Source organism: Halobacillus sp. A1-3, from assembly GCF_050971765.1.
In the GTDB taxonomy this organism is placed as follows: Bacteria; Bacillota; Bacilli; order Bacillales; family Halobacillaceae; genus Halobacillus; species Halobacillus mangrovi_B.
Genome location: NZ_JBPCEO010000004.1, coordinates 218,626 through 238,074, shown reverse-complemented (window position 1 = coordinate 238,074; position 19,449 = coordinate 218,626). Strand labels below are relative to the sequence as shown.

Genomic DNA, 19,449 nt, shown 5'->3' with positions numbered 1-19,449 from the left:
GGAGTTAAATACTCCGAAGGCTTTTTACATTTTAAACAGGATAAACCCCATGCTTTCTCTCTGTAAATTGTACCCCTTTATTCTCATAGGCTTCGTAACGTTTCGCTAGTTCATCCCGTAGTCGATCTGGCTGTACAATGTCATCGACCACCATCTCAGAAGCTAGCCTATAAATATCAATGTTTTCCTTATATTCTTCATGTTTCGCTTTAATAAATGCTGGGCGTTCTTCTTCAGGAAGCTCTGCAATCTTGTTGGCATAAACTGCGTTCACAGCAGCCTCAGGCCCCATTACAGCGATCTGTGCGGTAGGAAGGGCCAGACAAGCGTCAGGCTCGAACGCTGGACCTGCCATCGCATAGAGGCCCGCCCCGTATGCTTTCCTGACTACTACAGAGATTTTCGGCACCGTCGCTTCACTCATTGCAGAAAGCATTTTGGCTCCGTGGCGAATGATCCCTGCCCGCTCGACTTTTGTCCCGATCATGAAGCCAGGAATGTCCATCAGGAATAATAAGGGAATATTGAAGGCGTCACACAACTGAATGAACTTTGCGGATTTATCCGCTGAATCAGGAAACAATACCCCGCCTTTCGCTCGGGGCTGATTGGCAATAATCCCCACTGAACGACCGTCAATTCGAGATAGCCCAGTAATTAGCTCAGGAGCGAACTTTTTCTTAATCTCACAAAAAGATCCTTCATCAATTAACCGATCAATCAATTGATACATATCAAAAGGAGCATTCTGGTTTTTAGGAATAAGTTCTTCAATAGATTTGTCGAAATCAGAAGGGACTAGAGTCTCCTTGCGCTTCGGAAGTCCGCTATAGTTTTGCGGAAAATAACTGAGGTAGTTTCTTGCAAACTCAATCGCTTCTTTTTCATCTTTTGCAAGGACATCCCCACATCCAGAAACAGAACAGTGCATATTTGCTCCGCCCATTTCTTCCAGTGTCACTTTCTCTCCTATAACTTTTTCTGCCATTCGTGGTGAACCTAAGTACATGGAAGCGTTGCCGTCAACCATCACTACAATGTCACAAAAGGCTGGTATGTAGGCGCCTCCGGCTGCTGATGGACCGAATAATAGACATACTTGAGGTACTCGCCCTGACAGTTTAATTTGATTATGAAAAATCCTCCCTGCACCACGGCGATTCGGAAACATTTCCACTTGATCTGTAATTCTCGCACCAGCTGAGTCAACTAAATAAAGCATAGGTAAATTGAGTTTCATAGCTGTTTCCTGGATGCGTATGATCTTTTCAACTGTACGTGCGCCCCATGAGCCTGCTTTTACGGTAGAGTCATTCGCCATGACACAGACTTGTTCTCCATTGATTTTGCCAATACCGGTTACAACTCCATCCGCGGGAAGCTTTTCATCTTGACAATTGGCAAAAAAAGCATCTTCAATATCCAAATCTTCATCAAAGAGCAATTCTAACCGTTCCCGGACGAAAAGTTTTCCTTTTTCAGCGTTTTTCGCATGATATTTTTCGGCACCGCCTGAAGCGATTTTTTTAGCTTTTTCTTCTAAAGTTTGATTAATGGTCATCGTTTTTTCCACCTCTATTCTCCTTTATACACGGGTTTGCGTTTTTCTTTGAACGCTTGCAAGCCTTCTGTTCGATCATAAGTCGGAATCGTTTTCTGATAGCAAAGACGTTCAAACTCAAGCCCTGTCGTTAAATCAGTTTCTATACCGTAATTGATCGCTTTTTTGGCTTGTCTCAGCGCAACTGGACCGTTTCTTCCGATCGCACAGGCAAAGTCTTTAGATTCTTGAAGTAAGAACTGAGGTTCGTGGATGTATTCAACAAGACCAATCGATAAAGCACGCTCAGCTTCTACAGGTCTTGCCGAGTAGATCATCGCTTTTGCTTTTCCAAGTCCAATAAGCCTGGTCAATCTCTGAGTTCCGCCGGCTCCTGGGATAATGGCCAGGGATGTTTCCGTTAAGCCTACTTTGGTTGACGTACTCATGATTCTTAAATCACAGGCAAGCGCGAGCTCTAGTCCTCCTCCAAAAGCAACTCCATTGATGACAGCAATCGTTGGAACTGGAATTTGTTCGATCAGGCGGATGGTATCACCAATACTTTCCACCGTCTTAATCACTTCGTTATCCGACATACCCGCTCTTTCTTTTAAATCAGCACCTGCACAAAAGGCTTTGTTTCCACTTCCCGTAATCATAACGGCTCGGATATCCGGACGCTTTTCTATATCCTTAACAGTTAAGGCAATCTCTTCAAGCATAGCTTTAGACAAAGCGTTTGCAGCTTCTGGCCGGTTCAGCGTCATCAGGAGAACATGATCTTCGACTTGTTCTAAAGTGACAAGTTCACCCATTGGACACACCTCCTCCTTTATTCAATACTTGCATATGATGGCTGGGTAAAGCCTTATCCAGCTTCGACTGAATAAAAACAGCTGCTTCTTCTAGTTTTCTTTCCTCAAGGCCTGTTTCTATATTCATTTGATGGAGCATGTGCACAAGATCATCGGTTGCAAGATTACCGGAAGCTCCTTTTGCGTATGGGCAGCCTCCAAGACCCCCAAGAGAACCATCAAATGTTGTAATGCCATGCTCCAAAGAGACAAGAACGTTCGCAAGAGCCATTCCCCTCGTGTTATGAAAATGCATTGCAATCTCATCAAAAGACAATTGCTTTTTCAACTGAGCAAGCACAGTATCCACTTGTTTGGGGTTAGCAATTCCGATCGTGTCCCCTAAAGACAGCTCATCAATTCCCATATCAAGCAGCTTTCTGCTTACTTCAATCACTTGCTCAACTGGAATATTTCCTTCATACGGACAGCCAAACACAGTCGACAGATAACCTCGAACAGTTTTTCCCGCCTGCTTCGCTTCTGTCACAACTTCTCTGAGGACAGGAAAAGTCTCTTCAATCGTCTTATTGATATTCTTTTTGTTGTGTGTATCACTTGCAGACATGAATACGGAAATCTCATCCACATTTGTTTCGAGCGCCCCTTCAAGCCCTTTCATGTTGGGGACCAGGGCAGCGTAAGTGACACCAGGTTTACGTTCAATTGAAGCAGCGACCTCTTTTGCATCTTTCAGCTGAGGGATCCATTTTGGGTGGACGAAGGAACTGAATTCGATATATTTATATCCTGCTTCAGAAAGCTGATTGATCCAAGCAATTTTGTCCTCTGTTGGCACTTCATTAGGCTCGTTTTGAAGGCCGTCCCGGGGCCCTACTTCTTTGATCATGACGTGATTCGGTAATTCAAGCATCTAATCCGCTCCTACTTATTCAATGATGGCAATAACGTCGCCTTCGTTGACGAAGTCTCCCTCTTCCACTTTCAATTCCTTGACGGTACCTGAGGATTCAGATGGGATCGGAATTTCCATTTTCATTGATTCCAAGATAGCGATATCTTGTCCTTCGCTTACCTCTTCCCCTTGCTTTGCTACAAGTTTCCATACACTTCCTGCCATTGATGCTTTAACTTCGTTCATGTTATTTCCTCCTTAATGGTTCGTTAATGTTGGTAGATAATAGTCTTGGATAAAAGTGGTTTTCGTATCTCCTGCTTTGAATTTGTCATGAGTGATGACGCGTTTCAGCATGGTCAGGTTCGATTTGATGCCTTCAATCTCATACTCATGGATAGCTTTTGTCAGACGTTCAATTGCTTCATCCCGATTTGCTCCATAAGCGATCAGCTTTGCAATCATAGGGTCATAAAACGGAGTGACCTGAGAATCCCCTGTTACGGCGACTTCATGTCTGATCCCTTCTCCCTCCGGTAAAACAAGCTTAGTAATTTGACCTGGCGAAGGGTAAAAGGTGTTCGGGTCCTCGGCGTAAATGCGAACTTCAATCGCATGGCCCCGGATATCCAAATCGTCTTGAGTAATCGTTAACGATTCTCCCGCAGCGACTTTTAGTTGCTGCTCCACGAGATCGATGCCTGTAATTTCCTCTGTTACGGGGTGCTCGACTTGCAATCTCGTATTCATTTCAAGGAAATAATAGTTTTCTTGGTCATCAACCATAAATTCAATCGTTCCCGCATGCGAATAGCCTAACGTTTGCACGGCTTTTAAAGAGCTTTCCCCCATTTGAGCACGTGTTTTTTCAGACAATACCGGCGAAGGAGCTTCTTCGACCACTTTTTGGTGGCGGCGCTGAATGGAGCATTCTCTTTCAAACAAATAAACAGCATTTCCTTGTTTGTCTGCTAACACTTGGATCTCAATATGGCGAGGGTCCGCAATCAACTTTTCAATAAACATTTTTCCATCGCCAAAAAAGGTTTGAGCTCGTTTCGAATTTCCTTCAAAAGCTTTTTCCAGCTCTTCATCGTTATAGACGGCTTGCATCCCAATTCCTCCACCACCAGCAGCAGCCTTCAGCATGACAGGATAACCAAATTGGTTCGCCCAATCCTTTGCTTCATCAGCGGACGCTACAGCTTCATCAGTTCCTGGAATAATCGGTACCCCCGCTTTTTTCATTTCTGCCCGTGCAGCAATTTTATCTCCCATCATAGAGATGACTTTTGCGTCAGGACCGATGAATGTCAGACCTGCTTCCTCAGTTTTTTTGGCAAACTCTGCATTTTCACTCAACAGTCCATAACCAGGATGGATGGCTTGTGCTCCTGATTCTTTGGCGACTTTCAATATTTTTTCGATATTCAAGTAAGATTCATTCACTCTTGGCTTACCAATCAGATAGCTTTCATCAGCTAAAGACACATAAGGCGCGTTTTGATCAGCCTCTGAGTAGACTGCAACGGTTCTAATATTCATGTCTTTACATGTACGTATGACACGCGAGGCGATTTCTCCACGGTTGGCAACTAAAATTTTTTCAAACAAGCTCATCACTCCTTATCTTAGGATTTCAAGTTCATCATATCGAGGGCTTCTTCTCTTAACTTGAATTTTTGGATCTTTCCACTTGCTGTCATCGGGTACTCTTCAGTAAACGAAATATAGCGCGGGATTTTATGTTTAGATATTTTACCTTCGCTGAATTTTCTAATGTCCTCTTCGTTTAGCTTTTTCCCTTCTTTAGGTATGATCCAGGCCATGATTTCTTCCCCATACTTTTGATCAGGAACACCAACGACTTGAACATCAAGAACATCTGGATGCTGGTATAAAAATTCTTCGATCTCCCGAGGGTAGACGTTTTCCCCACCACGTATAATCATGTCTTTGATTCGGCCAGTGATCTCTACGTACCCATTCTCATCCATCACAGCAATGTCACCAGTATGAAGCCAGCCGTCCGGATCAATTGCTGCACTTGTTGCTTCTTCGTTTTTGTAATAGCCCTCCATAACGAGATAACCTCTTGTACAAAGTTCACCAGGTATGCCTTCTTCTACTTGCTCTCCTGTTGCAGGATCAATAATTTTCACTTCTACATTTGGATGAGCTTGGCCGACACTGCTGACGCGTAAATCAATAGGATCATCCGCTTTCGTTTGTGTAATAACTGGGGAAGATTCCGTTTGTCCATAAGCAATAGTAATTTCCTCTGCTCCCATATCTCCTATGACACTTTTCATCACTTCCATCGGACATGTCGAACCAGCCATGATTCCTGTCCGAAGAGTCTTTGGCTTTAATTCTTCATAATCAGGATGGTTAAGCTCTGCTATGAACATGGTTGGAACTCCGTGTAATGCTGTACACTGTTCTTCCTTGACAGCCTGAAGGACTTTTTTGGGATCGAATTGTTCAAGGATGACCATTGTGGATCCTTTAGATACGGCAGCCAATGTCCCCAGGACACAACCGAAGCAGTGGAAGAAAGGAACAGGAATGCATAATCGATCTTCTTCCGTGAGACGCATGCAGTCTGCCACTTGATTCCCATTGTTGACGATATTGTAGTGACTCAGCATAACCCCTTTGGGAAATCCAGTCGTCCCGGATGTATATTGCATGTTAATCACATCCCTGTAGGATAGGGTCGCTTTTCTTTCATCCAATTCTTCATCACTAATTGTCATTCCCATGTCCACAAGGTCCTGCCAGTTATAGCACCCGGGATAGGATTTATCACTTAAAACGACGATGTTTTTCAGAAATGGAAGCCGTTCACTTTGCAGATCTCCTTTTTCTGAACTTTCTAATTCCGGGCAAATCTCTTTTAAAATATCTATATAGGACGTTCCTTTAAATTCTTCTGCAAGAATTAAAGTTGAAGAGTCAGACTGTTTTAGCAGATACTCAAGTTCCTGGGCGCGGTAGTTAGTATTTACAGTAACTAATATGCCTCCCATTTTGCCTGATGCAAACTGGGAAAGTAGCCATTCCGGCTTGTTGTCAGACCAGATTGCGAAATGCTCACCCTTTTCAATACCGAGGGCCATGAGACCTTTCGCCACTTCATCGGCCATATGATTAAATTCGGCATAGGACTTTCTCAAGTTCTTCTCAGGGTAAATAAACGCCTCATGATCTGGATAGGTTTCAGCCTGCTTTTCTAATAATTCACCAACGGTTAATTCTAATAGGGACATTCAGTGGACCTCCTTTAAAATAATTAGCACCCAAGCTGACGGGCAATGACCATACGCTGGATTTCAGATGTACCTTCACCAATTTCAAGCAACTTCGCATCACGCAAAAATCTTTCAACTTCGTATTCTCTCATGTAGCCATATCCACCATGGATTTGGATTGCTTGATTCGCCGATCGGAAAGCGGTTTCAGAAGCGAACAGCTTAGCGTAAGCCGATTCTTTCGTAAAGTTCTTTCCTTCATCTTTAAGCCAGGCTGATTTTAATACCATATTTCTAGCTAGCTCCACTTCCATCGCCATATCTGCAAGCTTAAATTGAATGGCTTGGAATTTAGAGATCGGCTGTCCGAATTGTTTTCTTTCTTTTGCATACGCCAAAGCACGGTCTAAAGAAGCTTGAGCAATTCCAACAGCTAGAGCCGCAATAGAAATCCGCCCACCGTCTAATGTATGAAGAAACTGTTTGAAGCCTTTGCTCGGGTCCCCGAGGATATTTTCTTTTGGAACTTTTACATCTTCAAGGATAATTTCAGACGTGTTAGATCCACGGACACCCATTTTGTCGTAAGGGCTTGTAATTTTCATTCCAGGGGTGTCTTTAGGGATAATAAAGGCAGATATGATATTCTTTCCGTCTTCTCGCTTTCCTGAGACCGCTGTAACAGTAATGGAGCGGGCATATTCAGCATTAGTAATCCAACATTTTTCTCCATTAATCACATAGTGGTCACCTTCTAATTCGGCACGAGTCTTCGTTCCTCCTGCATCAGACCCAGCATTTGGTTCTGTAAGTCCGAACGAAGCAAGTGCTTCTCCTTTGGCTAGTGGAGTTAAAAATTCTCGTTTCTGCTCTTCAGTGCCGAAATAATAGATAGGACTCGCACCGAGAGAAACCGCAGCAGCATAGCTTAATCCGGTAGAACCACAGACTCTGCCGATTTCTTCAACTGCAAGCGCATAAGTGATCGTATCTCCGCCGGAACCTCCATATTCTTCAGGGAATGGAATGCCTAGAAGTCCGAGCTTGCCCATTTCCTTAAAAAGATCTTCAGGAAAATCAGCATTAACATCAATATCGACTGCTCGCGGCCGAATAACATCCTCTGCAAAATCACGGACCATCTTCCTTGTCATTTCTTGTTCTTTTGTCAATTCAAAGTTCATAAGAATCCTCCTTGAGAATATAAGACCGACTGGTTGGTCTGTTGAAATCCAAAAAAATAATGTAAGCGTTTACTTAACATTGTAAAAAAAAGGAATATGAAGCAAATGATTAAGATATTCATCCGTTGGGGGTCCGGGAAGCAGAAAACGTAAAATTAAATCTGTGAAAACATCAGCAATTTCATCAATTGAATACTTACCATCCCTCCGGTACCATTTATAAATCCAGTTGACCATTCCAAGTATGGCCATACCTGTAATTTCATGTGGCAGTTCTTTTCGGAAATGTCCGCTCTCTTGGCCTTCTTGAATGACGTCAAAAACCATCTTCTTGAACACATCGCGTTTATGCTTGATTTGTTCTTCATAAACGGGTTTTAAGTAGTTGCTTTCTTGATAAAAAACCGATATATGAGGTTTATACAAGTCAAAAACACCAACAAAAGACTGAACGATGGATTGGATTTTCTCTACGGGTGAATTATGAGTAATGTTGGCAGCCTGGGCTTCTTTTAGTACGTATGTAATAAAGGTGTCATGAATAACAAATAGGAGTTCTTCTTTGGACTGAAAGTGGTGATAAAACCCACCTTTTGATGTATGAGAAGCTTCAACAATTTGGTTCACCGTCACCCCGTGAAATCCATGCCTTTCGAACAACTCAAGAGACGTTTGAATGATTCGTTCCCTTAAATCTTTCATAAATCATCCCCAATCTGCTGAATATATGTTCATTTTATCATAGTTTTCAGAAAATACAATTCAATTTTTGGAAGCGTCTTCCTGGTTTATGGAGATTGTTTTTTAGTTTGTCGGAGTTGCTACTAAGTTTAAAGTAAAATTTATATTCGTCAAAACTCCTATGTTTCAAATATTAATTTTAGTAATTTAGTAATTCTTTTTTCATGAACGGGATCTTTTAAGAAAAAACAGCCCCTAAATTAAAAGGGGCTGTTAGAATTTTATTCTTGTTCTTCGTCACTATTGTCGAATGGTTTTTCGTAATCCGGTTTAATCCAAGCTTCAGTCACAGTACCTTTATGCTCTGTATCCATCACATAAGAACCATTGCTATATCTGTCATTTGCTTTAAAGTCCATCGTGTTTACAATCGCTGTTTCGTCTTTATCGGTTCTCAACACCACTTGATCATCTCTGTTTACGAGATGTACATCTACAAGACGATGAGGATTCTTTTTCAATTCGCGCAGCATAATTACTCCGCGTTTTGCTCGAGAAGATAGTTCGAACTCTTTCAAGCGCATTCTCTTAACAGCCGCTCGGTGCGTCGTTAGCAGAATAGATGGGTCTTCATCGGATTGGAAGACTTGTCCTGAAACCACTTCTTCTCCTTCTTTCAGGTGAATAGCTTTCACTCCTGCCGCTCGCTGACCTACAGAGTTCACTTCTTCTTCTTTGTACCACAAACCATAGGCTTTATTCGATGCTATAAATAAATCTGAATGTCCGTTCGTCAAGTGAATATCAACCACTTGATCGTCACCTTTCAAATTGACCGCAACCAATGCTTTCGAATGTCTTTGAGCTTGGTAAAGCTTAAGTTCGCTCTTCTTGACCATGCCATTTTTCGTGAAAAATATCAGGTATTGATCAGTATCAAAGTTTCGAACTGGAATAGCTTCAACGATATATTCCTCTTTTTCTACTTGAACGATATTGGAAATATACTGGCCCAGGTCTTTCCATCGGATGTCCGGCATCTTATGGACAGGAAGGAACAGGTACTTTCCTAAGCTCGTAAATATTAGAATCGTGTCTGTTGTATTCATTTCATACAATCTCAAAAGATGGTCTCCGTCTTTCAGAGCAAAACCTTCACCATTTGATGCTGCATACGAACGCAGACTCGTACGTTTGACATATCCATCTTTTGTAACTGACACAAGCACATCCTCGCTTGCAACAGTCACTTCTAGATCGACTTTCAACTCTTCAACTTTCTCTTCAATGTTAGTCATACGGTCATCATTATACTGCTTTTTCATTGACCTTAGATCCGCTTTAATAACCTTCATTAGTTCGTTTTCATTAGCAAGAAGCTTTTCTAGTTTAGCAATCTGTTTCTGGAGTTCTTCTGCTTCCTTTTGCAGAGCCGTAATATCCGTATTCGTTAAGCGGTAGAGCTGCAAAGTAACAATGGCTTCCGCTTGTTCTTCTGTAAAGTCGTACTTTTTCATCAATTGCTGTTTAGCATCCTGCTTATCTTTAGAACTACGAATGGTTGCGATGACCTCATCTAGAATACTAATCGCTTTAATGAGCCCTTCTACAATATGCGCTCGTTTCTTTGCTTTATTTAGATCATAAATGGATTGACGTGTCACAACTTCTTTTTGGTGAAGAATGTAAGCATCCAAAATCGTCGGAAGATCCAATAACTTCGGTGTTCTCCCATGGATGGCAACCATATTAAAGTTATAAGAGATTTGCAAGTCTGTATGTTTATATAAGTAATTGAGGACACCTTCACTGTTTGCATCCTTTTTCAATTCAATAACGACACGTAGCCCAGTGCGATCCGTTTCATCACGAACTTCAGAAATCCCTTCCACTTTACGATCGATGCGCAGTTCATCCATACGTTTAACCATCGTCGCTTTATTTACTTCGAAAGGAATCTCATCGATAACGATTTGTTCACGGCCCCCACGTTGCTTCTGAATTTCAGCGCGTCCGCGAAGAACAATTTTTCCTTTACCTGTTTCATAAGCCTTTTGAATGCCATCGACTCCCTGAATAATTCCGCCTGTTGGAAAATCAGGACCTTTCAGTTTCGTCATCAGTTCAGGTACTGTGGCTTCAGGTTTATCGATTTTCATGATGACGGCGTCAATCACTTCCCCTAGATTATGTGGAGGAATCTCAGTTGCATAGCCTGCGGATATACCAGTCGAACCATTCACAAGCAAATTCGGAAATTTAGCCGGCAGGACGGTAGGTTCTTCAATGGTATCATCAAAGTTAGGAATGTGATCGACGGTCTCCTTTTCGATATCTCGTAACAGCTCAGAGGAGATAGCAGAAAGTCTTGCCTCTGTATAACGCATCGCTGCCGGCGGGTCACCGTCAACACTACCATTGTTTCCGTGCATCTCCACCAGTGGTTTACGTACTTTCCAAGTTTGACTTAGACGAACCATCGCATCATAGACCGACGTGTCTCCATGCGGATGGTAGTTACCGATTACCGTACCAACGGTCTTTGCGGATTTACGGTATGCTTTATCGTGCGTATTCTTTTCCTGATGCATCGCGTACAAGATCCGACGCTGTACAGGTTTTAATCCATCTCTGGCATCAGGAAGGGCGCGCTCCTGAATGATGTATTTACTATAGCGACCAAAACGGTCCCCAAGTACCTCTTCTAATGGTAAATCTAAAAACTTTTCTGCCTCAGCCAACAGAATATCCCCCTTTTACGCTTGTATTTTGTCGTTTTCTAGAATGTTAGCCTCGTCTTCCAGCCCAAAAGCGACATGGGATTCAATCCATTTACGGCGAGGTTCAACTTTATCTCCCATCAACGTAGTTACGCGACGCTCTGCTCGAGCAAGATCATCAATCGTCACTCGGATTAATGTGCGCGTTTCCGGGTTCATCGTCGTTTCCCATAGCTGATCTGCATTCATTTCACCTAAACCTTTGTAACGCTGGATCGAATATCCGTTCTTAAATTCCTTAAGTATTTTTTGCATACCTTCTTCATCCCAGGCATATTCAGTTTTTTCTTTTTTCCCTTTACCTTTAGAAACTTTATATAATGGAGGAAGAGCAATGAATACCTTCCCAGCTTCAACGAGAGGACGCATATAACGATAGAAGAACGTTAGGAGAAGAACCTGAATGTGGGCTCCGTCGGTATCTGCATCGGTCATTATGACAATTTTGTCATAGTTGCAATCCTCTAAGGTGAAATCTCCTCCGACACCAGCACCGATCGTGTGGATGATCGTTGATATTTCTTCATTCTTAAAGATATCTGCTATTTTAGCCTTCTCTGTGTTAATTACTTTCCCTCGTAAAGGAAGAACCGCTTGAAACTTGCGATCACGTCCCTGCTTTGCAGATCCTCCTGCAGAGTCACCCTCCACCAAATACAATTCATTTTTCTGAGCGTTTTTTGACTGTGCAGGTGTTAATTTTCCACTTAATAGTGTTTCTTTACGTTTCTTCTTTTTCCCAGACCGTGCATCTTCACGTGCTTTTCGTGCAGCTTCTCTTGCTTCTTTAGCTTTTATGGCTTTCTTAATAAGCATCGATGCGACATCTGGATTTTCTTCCAGAAAGTAAGACAACTGTTCAGCAACGACAGCATCCACGGCTGAACGAGCTTCTGAGGTTCCTAACTTACTTTTCGTCTGTCCCTCAAACTGTAACAATTCTTCAGGAATACGGACAGAAACTAACGCCGTAAATCCTTCCCTGATATCGTTTCCTTCCAGGTTCTTATCTTTATCTTTTAACAGCTGGGCACGTCTGGCATAATCATTGAATACTCTAGTGATCGCTGTTTTAGCCCCAGACTCATGAGTCCCTCCGTCTTTTGTCCTTACATTATTTACGAAAGACAAAATATTCTCGGAAAATCCATCGTTAAACTGGAAAGCAAAATCCACTTCTATGTCAGAATGGCTCCCTTCAAAAGAGACCACTTGATGAAGAGTATCTTTTTCTTCGTTTAAATAAGCTACAAATGACTCGAGTCCATCATCATATTGGTAGCTCTCTTTAACGGTCTCACCGCGCTCGTCCACTAAATTGATCCGAAATCCTTTTAAAAGGAACGCCGCTTCCCTCAACCGCTCCGACAATGTTTCAAAATTGAATTTCGTAACCGAAAAAATGCTCGGATCAGGTTTGAAGCGGATGGTTGTCCCTGTTTTTCTTGTTGTTCCTTGATGCTCCAGGGAGGTTACAGGAACTCCTCCGTTTTCGAAACGTTGATAAAATTTCTCTCCATCTCTGCATATATGGACTTCCAGCCACTCAGATAAGGCATTCACAACAGATGCACCAACTCCGTGAAGTCCACCACTCGACTTATACCCGCCTTGACCGAACTTACCGCCAGCGTGGAGCACGGTTAAAATAACTTCAGGAGTAGGTTTTCCAGTCTTGTGCATTCCCGTAGGCATACCGCGTGCCTCATCCTGAACAGAAACACTGCCATCTTTATGAAGAGTAACGGTCATCTGCTGACCAAATCCCGCCAAGGCTTCGTCTACTGCATTATCGACGATTTCATGAACTAGATGATGGAGGCCCCGGTGATCTGTAGATCCTATATACATTCCCGGACGTTTCCGTACAGCCTCCAAACCTTCTAATACTTGTATGGAATCATCTGAATATGTTTGATTTTGTTTCGACAATTTACCATCGGCTCCTTTCTCGTCAACACCATCTAACCCAATAATAGAACAAACGTTCGCATGTGTAAACGCCCAATAAAAATATCGCTTGTTATATTGTAGCGATTTTATATGGTTTCGCAAACATAAATCTTCCAGAAAACGTGAAAAATCCCTTTTTTCACAGGGATTTCAGCGCTTTCAAACCATTTTCTATCTCTATTTTAGCATAATTTCCTCTCTTTTCTTCCGATGTAGCATGAACGTAAACAAAAAAGATGAGGCCCAGCCTCACCTTTTTATTCTTCCTTCACTTCAAGCACAGCTTTTAAATAGTCTAGAAATAAGAAAGATTGCTCCTTCAATTGGACTTCTTCTATTGGCAAAATAGCCCCATCTAATGATAAGCCATCAATGAAGGAGACGATAGATTTCGCAATCAATTCACTATCGTACTTGCTACTAAATTCTCCCGTTTGCTGGCCCGCTTTTATTACGTTTGCATAAAGCTTCAAGCCAAGTTTGTATCTTTCATGGCCATATTTTCTCCGACGACTGTCATTTCTACCCGTGATGAAGAATTCTAAATTACTAGGAGCCATCGGGTCCATTTCATCATCAGGGTTCCCATCTTCACCAAACATTTTCTGTTTTAAGAGTTCCCAATGAGATTTTACTTCTGTTTCTAACGTTTCTTCTGTAGCAGAAACTGCCTGTGATAAATCTGCTTCTAACAAGGCTTCATATAAATCTTCTTTATTAGAAAAGTACTGATATAAACCTCCGCGGCTCACATCCGCTGCATCCATGACGAGCTTCATTGTAGTCCGCTCATAGCCGTGTTCGATAAACACTTGCTTAGCTGATTTTAAGATTTTAGCTCGTCGCTTCGCTAGGTGCTCCTTGCTTACTTTCGGTGACATCTACTTTCCCCCGTGCGAATTTATTTCTCGTCAAGTATCCAGCCAGTGACAAGATGATCAGAAGACTGGCTGTGGTAATGAACGTTGGGATAACTCCAATGATCGTCGAAAGCCACCCTCCTAACAATGGTCCTATAATTGTAGCTGTCGTAGTAACACTATTAACGACACCAAACACTCTGCCTGTAAGATGAACAGGCGTATCGACTTGAACAGATGCCTGAAATGGAACAAACGTTAAGCCTGCAGAGAATCCTGCCGTAAGCCCTAATCCACAGCCCCAGAAGATAGAAAAACCAAAATCATAATAGGTTAGTATTCCCATCATACCAAAGCTGGTTCCAATCCCACAAACACCTATCAACATAAGAAAATAAGAATTGTAATCCGTTTTCCTAGAGAGGAGCCATCCACCTATAAACATCCCTGCCCCTGCGGATGTAACCAGGTATCCGAATAAATCCGGAGAAACAGAGGTCAATTCTCTTAAAAGGACGATAATTTGTGAGTCTGATAGCTGAAGAATCATCAGACTGACCCCGAGTAAGAACAATCCCATGAGGATAAAACGATTGGATTTAATATAAGAGAGGCCTGTTATAAAGTCATCTTTGAATGATGCCGATTGCCTATTTTCCTTCTCAGCCTCTTCATTGTTTTCGTATTTCTGACGAGGGATCATTACAATAAGAAGTCCAGAGATAATAAACGTCATACTGTCAATGTAGAAAACCATATTAGCACTAAAAGCTGCTACAAGAATACCGCTGAGCAAAGGGCCGAGGATCTTTGTTCCGGAATCAATCATAGATGTAACCGACATGGCACTTTTCATATTCTCTTCATGCACGAGCTCTTTTAACTTTCCGTTTTTAGCGGGAATAAATAGTGCTGAAAGTGTCCCTATTGCTAACAAACTTGCATAGATGACAAGAAGAGAGTCTGCAACCGTAAGGATTAAAATCAGTCCAGCTCGGACGAAGTCAGATGTAATCATTAAAGCCTTGCGATTGAACCGATCTGCAAACGTACCCGCTAAAGGCCCAAATAAAGCCATAGGCAAAGCCAAAGATAAAATGACAAAGGAAACTTCCATCGGTGTTGCATTCCATTTCAAACCGACAAGGGTAATGATCGCCACAACACTTAACCAATCACCGATACTGGAAATGGCCTGTGATGCCATCAGTGTGAGATAACCTCTGTTCGTTTTTAATCCTTTTTGCAAGAATAACGCCTCCTATAACGACATCAATGTCGTTTTATATGTATACTCATTATAGCGACATTAGTGTCGTTTTGCAATACCCAATTTATTTTAATGAATATACCCTAAAGTAAGATTCCAATTTATCGTGGGTTTGTATTTGTAATCGTGTTAGGAATGGCTGGAAAATAACTCCCTTTCCTGCTGGGGAACAGCATAGCGATGTTTAAAAAACAAAAAAAGACTGCCGACTAGGTCGACAGCCAAACGTTATTCATCTTTTACTGGTAGATTGCATGAGCAACTTTTATACACATGTCCATGATAATCAGCATATTCTCGTCTTTTAATTCCTCATAAGCATCTTCGTGAATGACTCCTTGCTGGGCCCAAAAAGCTTTTGCATCAATCTGAGATGCTTCTTGGGCGACCTCTGGAAGGTACTCTGAGCGTCTGAATACATTGATGATATCAATTTGTTCTTTAACATCTTTTAAAGAATTGTAAGATTTTTCTCCTAATGACTCCTGGATACTTGGATTCACAGGAATGATTTTAAATCCAGCCTCTTGCATCGCTTTACTAACTTGGTAAGAAGTCCGATGAGGTTTGTCAGACAAACCTACAACTGCAATGGTTTTCGATTCATCTAAAAGCTGTTTGATCTCATCCTTCGTTGGGTTTTGAAAAGACATAATAGTTCCTCCTATTTTTCAATCAATCCTTCTTCCACCAGATACTCACGTGCGACTTCTTCAGGATTCCGGTCTTCAAAATCTACTTGATAATTCATCTGGCGCATTTGATCACCAGTGATTTTTCCTCCTAATTGATTCAGGATTTCCTCTATTTCAGGATACTTGTCCAGCGTTTCCTGCCTCATTAACGGAGCTCCCTGGTATGGAGGGAATAAATTTTTCGGGTCTTCCAGGACTTTCAGATTCAGGTCTACCATATAACCAGCAGTGGCATAAGCATCAATCACATCAACGTCCCCTGATTCGATTGCACCTTGGCGCAAGCCAGGATCCATTGTTTTTACCTGAGCAAAATTAAGGTTATAAACTTCTTTCATGCCTTGATACCCGTCTTGACGATCGTTAAACTCCAACGTGAATCCTGCAGTAATTTGATCCTCAACGGGCTTAAGATCACCAATGGTTTCTAAATCATACTGTTTGGCAAGTTCCTGGGTCGTAGCCACCGCATACGTATTATTGAATTTCATCGGTTTAAGATAAGCCATGTCGTAAGTCGCGGCCATCCCTTCTTTCGCTTGCTGATACACTTGTTCGGCATCATTACTTTTTGCTTGTTGCTCAAGGAGTGACACAAGCGCGGTCCCCGTAAATTCAGGGTAGATATCGATACTTCCTTCTTGAAGCGCGCTGAATACTAAGTCGGTCTTACCTAGATTAGGCTGTAGTCCGACCTGTAAATCTGTTTCTTCTTCAATTAAAAGTTTATACATGTTGATTAGAATAGCAGGTTCGGAACCAAGTTTGGCCCCTAATACCAAGTCGTCTTTCACTTTGCCGCCAAAAGCCAGTGGACCGACGGCGATCAGAGCTGCAATTACTAGAAGACTTACGAGCGAACGAAATCCTGATTTAGCGGACGTCCGCTCGAATAAGCGTAAAATTCCATCAAGAGCAATAGCCAGCAAGGCAGCAGGAATAGCACCTAATAGAATCAGATTGATGTCCCCGCCCCGATCTAGTCCTAAAAGAATAAGATCTCCAAGCCCTCCTGCGCCAATCAAAGCAGCAATGGTTGTAGTACCTACGATAAGAACCATAGAAGTGCGGATCCCTGCCATAATAACCGGCATGGCTAAGGGAAGTTCAACTCGTGATAGTCTTCTGAAAGAACTCATGCCCATGCCAGTTGCGGCCTCTTTGAGAGCAGGATCTACTTCCTTAATTCCTGTATAGGCATTCCTAATAATCGGTAGTAAGCCATAAGCGGTTAAAGCAATGATAGCTGGGGTCTGGCCAATTCCAAAGAAAGGAATAAGAAAAGCCAGAACTGCTAAACTGGGAATGGTTTGTAAAACTGCAGCAACTCCTATAATAGGCTCTGCTACCCTCTGATACCTCGTCAATAGGAGCCCTAAGGGCACCGAAATCAACGTGGCGATAACAAGAGCAATAATAGATATTTGCAAGTGTTCCCATATCTTTTCCCATAAAACATCTTGTCTCTGAGTGAATACATTTATAAATGAATTCATGCCTGCACCACCCCGTTTTCACGAGTGTTCTCTTTCAAGTGCAGAACCATATCTTTATAAGACAATGTACCAATCAATTGTTCCCCTTTTACAATTGGCAAAAGAGGATAATCCCCTTTTTCAAAGACAGTAATAGCTTCCTTCAAAGTCATGCCGTTGGCTAAAGTCGGAAAGTCGGATTTCTTTCCATTGAGTAAACATGTTACGTATTTACCACTCTCATCTTTAATCGCGAAGATTCCAGATGATGGCACACGATCTGCTTCCATATCTGAAGAAGTATATATCTGACTCTTAGTCTGATCCATAATAACGTCGACAGCCGTTTGCCAAGGTGTTTTTCTACTTCCGATAAAATCTTTTACGAAGGAATTTGCAGGATGATGAATCAAATTCTGAGGAGTATCAAGTTGAATAATCTCTCCTTCTTTCATAAGGCAGACTCTATCGCCTAGAGCCATCGCTTCATCCATATCGTGCGTGACGAAGACGATCGTTTTTTGAATTTCTTGCTGAAGCTGACGGATATCATTCTGAAGCTGTTCTCTGCTGATCGGGTCGAGAGCACTGAAGGGTTCATCCATTAAAATAATATCCGGATCTGCAGCAAGCGCACGAATCACACCTACCCGTTGTTGCTGGCCACCTGAAAGTTCACTCGGTTTCCGTTTTCTATGCTTGTTTGAATCTAAACCGACCATATCCATTAACTCATCGATTCTTTTGGACAAATCCTTCTTTCCCCATTTTTTCATCTCAGGTACAATCGAAATATTCTCCTCGATCGTCATATGTGGGAATAATGCGATTTCCTGTAATACATAACCAATATTCCAACGAAGTTCGTGAATGTTATACTCTCGAATATCTTTATTATGTATAGTGATCGTCCCCTCTGTTGGTTGAATGAGACGGTTAATCATTTTCATAGTTGTCGTCTTTCCGCAACCACTTGGGCCAATAAGGGTCAATAACTCGCCTTCCTTCACCTCTAAACTAATGCTTTTAAGGGCTGTCGTCCCATCTGGATAAGTTTTGGTTACGTCTTTAAAAGTAATCATCGTGTTCCCCCTTTATTCATCGATAGTTTAAACAATAGTATATATCCAGATTTCCATAATTCGAAACATTTAGCAAAGATCTTACATCAAATTTAATGCTTCTCATTTTCTCAATAGTAAAAAGAAAAAAGCAACTTGTCACCTGGTACTAAATTGGTATAATAGGTAATTGTTACGCTGGTTTTGTTATAATTATGGAAAAAATCACCATGACATTTTTCCAAAAATAATAGGATATTTCGAATTTTATTTACATATGTAATCAAACGAGTGTTTCTCATGTTCTTTACTATTAATTCTCATGATAAACTATAAGAAAGAAATTAAGGAGTTGAACCAATTGGAATATATTTTGTACTGCCTTCTTGCCTATTTACTAGGTTCTATTCCTTCGGGATTGATTGTCGGTAAAATGGGCTATGGTGTTGACATCAGGGAGCATGGCAGCGGAAACCTTGGGGGAACGAACACTTTTCGCGTACTAGGTATTAAAGCAGGCTTAATCGTCACCACTGCAGATATCCTTAAAGGTACACTTGCCGCAGCACTCCCTTTCTTTTTAGGGGCAGATGTTATCACGTTAGTCGTAGGGATTTTTGCGGTCATCGGTCATATGTATCCTGTGTTCGCAGGTTTCAAAGGAGGAAAAGCAGTAGCTACCTCTGGAGGCGTCGTTCTTGGGGTAAACCCAATTATTTTTCTAGTCCTGCTCTTATCTTTTTTCATCCTATTATACCTCAGCAAGTATGTCTCACTATCCTCTATGATTAGCGGAATAGTCGGTGTCATTGCTACCCTTATTGTCGAAGATTACGGTCTTACACTCGTAATTTCTGTGTTTACAATCTTTGTTATCTATCGTCACAGGGCAAATATAAAAAGGATCATGAACAAAACCGAACCCAAAATCACTTGGATGTAGGATGGTGAAGCCTGTGCATCTCGCATAGGCTTTTATTTCA

General features: G+C 41.9%; 16 protein-coding genes. 1 reads left to right on the top strand and 15 read right to left on the bottom strand.

Features of this window, described 5'->3' with window-relative positions:
- Positions 1 to 31 precede the first annotated feature (31 nt).
- The 15 genes from ACRYKC_RS09010 to ACRYKC_RS08940 all read right to left on the bottom strand — a co-directional run bounded on the left by ACRYKC_RS09010 (position 32) and on the right by ACRYKC_RS08940 (position 18,487).
- On the bottom strand, positions 32 to 1,561 hold the full coding sequence (locus ACRYKC_RS09010) for an acyl-CoA carboxylase subunit beta (RefSeq protein ID WP_433806401.1): 1,530 nt from the start codon (positions 1,559 to 1,561) through the stop codon (positions 32 to 34).
- A gap of 14 nt (positions 1,562 to 1,575) precedes the next feature.
- Complete coding sequence (locus ACRYKC_RS09005) at positions 1,576 to 2,358, bottom strand: enoyl-CoA hydratase (protein WP_433806400.1); 783 nt, start codon at positions 2,356 to 2,358, stop codon at positions 1,576 to 1,578.
- Positions 2,351 to 3,271: a hydroxymethylglutaryl-CoA lyase gene (locus ACRYKC_RS09000; RefSeq protein WP_433806399.1), complete on the bottom strand. Its 921-nt coding sequence runs from the start codon at positions 3,269 to 3,271 to the stop codon at positions 2,351 to 2,353. The genes ACRYKC_RS09005 and ACRYKC_RS09000 overlap by 8 nt, the downstream gene beginning before the upstream one ends.
- 15 nt (positions 3,272 to 3,286) lie before the next feature.
- Positions 3,287 to 3,499, bottom strand: a complete 213-nt coding sequence (locus tag ACRYKC_RS08995; RefSeq protein WP_085029835.1) for an acetyl-CoA carboxylase biotin carboxyl carrier protein subunit — start codon at positions 3,497 to 3,499, stop codon at positions 3,287 to 3,289.
- Between the two features lie 12 nt (positions 3,500 to 3,511).
- Positions 3,512 to 4,867, bottom strand: a complete 1,356-nt coding sequence (locus ACRYKC_RS08990; protein ID WP_433806398.1) for an acetyl-CoA carboxylase biotin carboxylase subunit — start codon at positions 4,865 to 4,867, stop codon at positions 3,512 to 3,514.
- Between the two features lie 17 nt (positions 4,868 to 4,884).
- Positions 4,885 to 6,525, bottom strand: a complete 1,641-nt coding sequence (locus tag ACRYKC_RS08985; RefSeq protein WP_433806397.1) for an AMP-binding protein — start codon at positions 6,523 to 6,525, stop codon at positions 4,885 to 4,887.
- Between the two features lie 23 nt (positions 6,526 to 6,548).
- Positions 6,549 to 7,691, bottom strand: coding sequence for an acyl-CoA dehydrogenase (locus ACRYKC_RS08980; protein ID WP_433806396.1), 1,143 nt, complete (start codon positions 7,689 to 7,691; stop codon positions 6,549 to 6,551).
- A gap of 69 nt (positions 7,692 to 7,760) precedes the next feature.
- Positions 7,761 to 8,393 carry a TetR/AcrR family transcriptional regulator gene (locus ACRYKC_RS08975; RefSeq protein WP_433806395.1) on the bottom strand — a complete coding sequence of 211 codons (633 nt, stop codon included), beginning with the start codon at positions 8,391 to 8,393 and terminating at the stop codon, positions 7,761 to 7,763.
- 260 nt (positions 8,394 to 8,653) lie between these two features.
- Positions 8,654 to 11,113 carry a DNA topoisomerase IV subunit A gene (parC, locus tag ACRYKC_RS08970; RefSeq protein ID WP_433806394.1) on the bottom strand — a complete coding sequence of 820 codons (2,460 nt, stop codon included), beginning with the start codon at positions 11,111 to 11,113 and terminating at the stop codon, positions 8,654 to 8,656.
- Positions 11,114 to 11,128: 15 nt separating this feature from the next.
- Positions 11,129 to 13,084 (bottom strand): DNA topoisomerase IV subunit B, encoded by a 1,956-nt coding sequence (gene parE / locus ACRYKC_RS08965; RefSeq protein ID WP_433806591.1) that lies wholly within the window; start codon positions 13,082 to 13,084, stop codon positions 11,129 to 11,131.
- Positions 13,085 to 13,362: 278 nt separating this feature from the next.
- A complete protein-coding gene (locus ACRYKC_RS08960) occupies positions 13,363 to 13,986 on the bottom strand; it encodes a TetR/AcrR family transcriptional regulator (protein WP_433806393.1) in 624 nt (207 codons plus the stop codon).
- Positions 13,940 to 15,214, bottom strand: coding sequence for an MFS transporter (locus tag ACRYKC_RS08955; protein ID WP_433806392.1), 1,275 nt, complete (start codon positions 15,212 to 15,214; stop codon positions 13,940 to 13,942). Before ACRYKC_RS08955 ends, ACRYKC_RS08960 begins: the two co-directional genes overlap by 47 nt.
- A 260-nt stretch (positions 15,215 to 15,474) precedes the next feature.
- On the bottom strand, positions 15,475 to 15,888 hold the full coding sequence (locus tag ACRYKC_RS08950) for a CoA-binding protein (protein WP_433806391.1): 414 nt from the start codon (positions 15,886 to 15,888) through the stop codon (positions 15,475 to 15,477).
- Positions 15,889 to 15,899: 11 nt separating this feature from the next.
- Positions 15,900 to 17,426 carry an ABC transporter permease/substrate-binding protein gene (locus tag ACRYKC_RS08945; RefSeq protein ID WP_433806390.1) on the bottom strand — a complete coding sequence of 509 codons (1,527 nt, stop codon included), beginning with the start codon at positions 17,424 to 17,426 and terminating at the stop codon, positions 15,900 to 15,902.
- A complete protein-coding gene (locus tag ACRYKC_RS08940; RefSeq protein ID WP_433806389.1) occupies positions 17,423 to 18,487 on the bottom strand; it encodes an ABC transporter ATP-binding protein in 1,065 nt (354 codons plus the stop codon). Before ACRYKC_RS08940 ends, ACRYKC_RS08945 begins: the two co-directional genes overlap by 4 nt.
- Before the next feature lie 340 nt (positions 18,488 to 18,827).
- Here ACRYKC_RS08940 and plsY point away from each other — a divergent pair, with 340 nt between their 5' ends.
- Positions 18,828 to 19,409: a glycerol-3-phosphate 1-O-acyltransferase PlsY gene (gene plsY, locus ACRYKC_RS08935; protein WP_433806590.1), complete on the top strand. Its 582-nt coding sequence runs from the start codon at positions 18,828 to 18,830 to the stop codon at positions 19,407 to 19,409.
- Positions 19,410 to 19,449 lie beyond the last annotated feature (40 nt).

Bases quoted from the DNA above. Each gene is read 5' to 3' on its own strand.
- ACRYKC_RS09010 (WP_433806401.1), bottom strand. From the start codon at position 1,561: ATGACCATTAATCAAACTTTAGAAGAAAAAGCTAAAAAAATCGCTTCA.
- ACRYKC_RS09005 (WP_433806400.1), bottom strand. From the start codon at position 2,358: ATGGGTGAACTTGTCACTTTAGAACAAGTCGAAGATCATGTTCTCCTG.
- ACRYKC_RS09000 (WP_433806399.1), bottom strand. From the start codon at position 3,271: ATGCTTGAATTACCGAATCACGTCATGATCAAAGAAGTAGGGCCCCGG.
- ACRYKC_RS08995 (WP_085029835.1), bottom strand. From the start codon at position 3,499: ATGAACGAAGTTAAAGCATCAATGGCAGGAAGTGTATGGAAACTTGTA.
- ACRYKC_RS08985 (WP_433806397.1), bottom strand. From the start codon at position 6,525: ATGTCCCTATTAGAATTAACCGTTGGTGAATTATTAGAAAAGCAGGCT.
- ACRYKC_RS08980 (WP_433806396.1), bottom strand. From the start codon at position 7,691: ATGAACTTTGAATTGACAAAAGAACAAGAAATGACAAGGAAGATGGTC.
- ACRYKC_RS08975 (WP_433806395.1), bottom strand. From the start codon at position 8,393: ATGAAAGATTTAAGGGAACGAATCATTCAAACGTCTCTTGAGTTGTTC.
- ACRYKC_RS08960 (WP_433806393.1), bottom strand. From the start codon at position 13,986: ATGTCACCGAAAGTAAGCAAGGAGCACCTAGCGAAGCGACGAGCTAAA.
- ACRYKC_RS08950 (WP_433806391.1), bottom strand. From the start codon at position 15,888: ATGTCTTTTCAAAACCCAACGAAGGATGAGATCAAACAGCTTTTAGAT.
- ACRYKC_RS08945 (WP_433806390.1), bottom strand. From the start codon at position 17,426: ATGAATTCATTTATAAATGTATTCACTCAGAGACAAGATGTTTTATGG.
- ACRYKC_RS08940 (WP_433806389.1), bottom strand. From the start codon at position 18,487: ATGATTACTTTTAAAGACGTAACCAAAACTTATCCAGATGGGACGACA.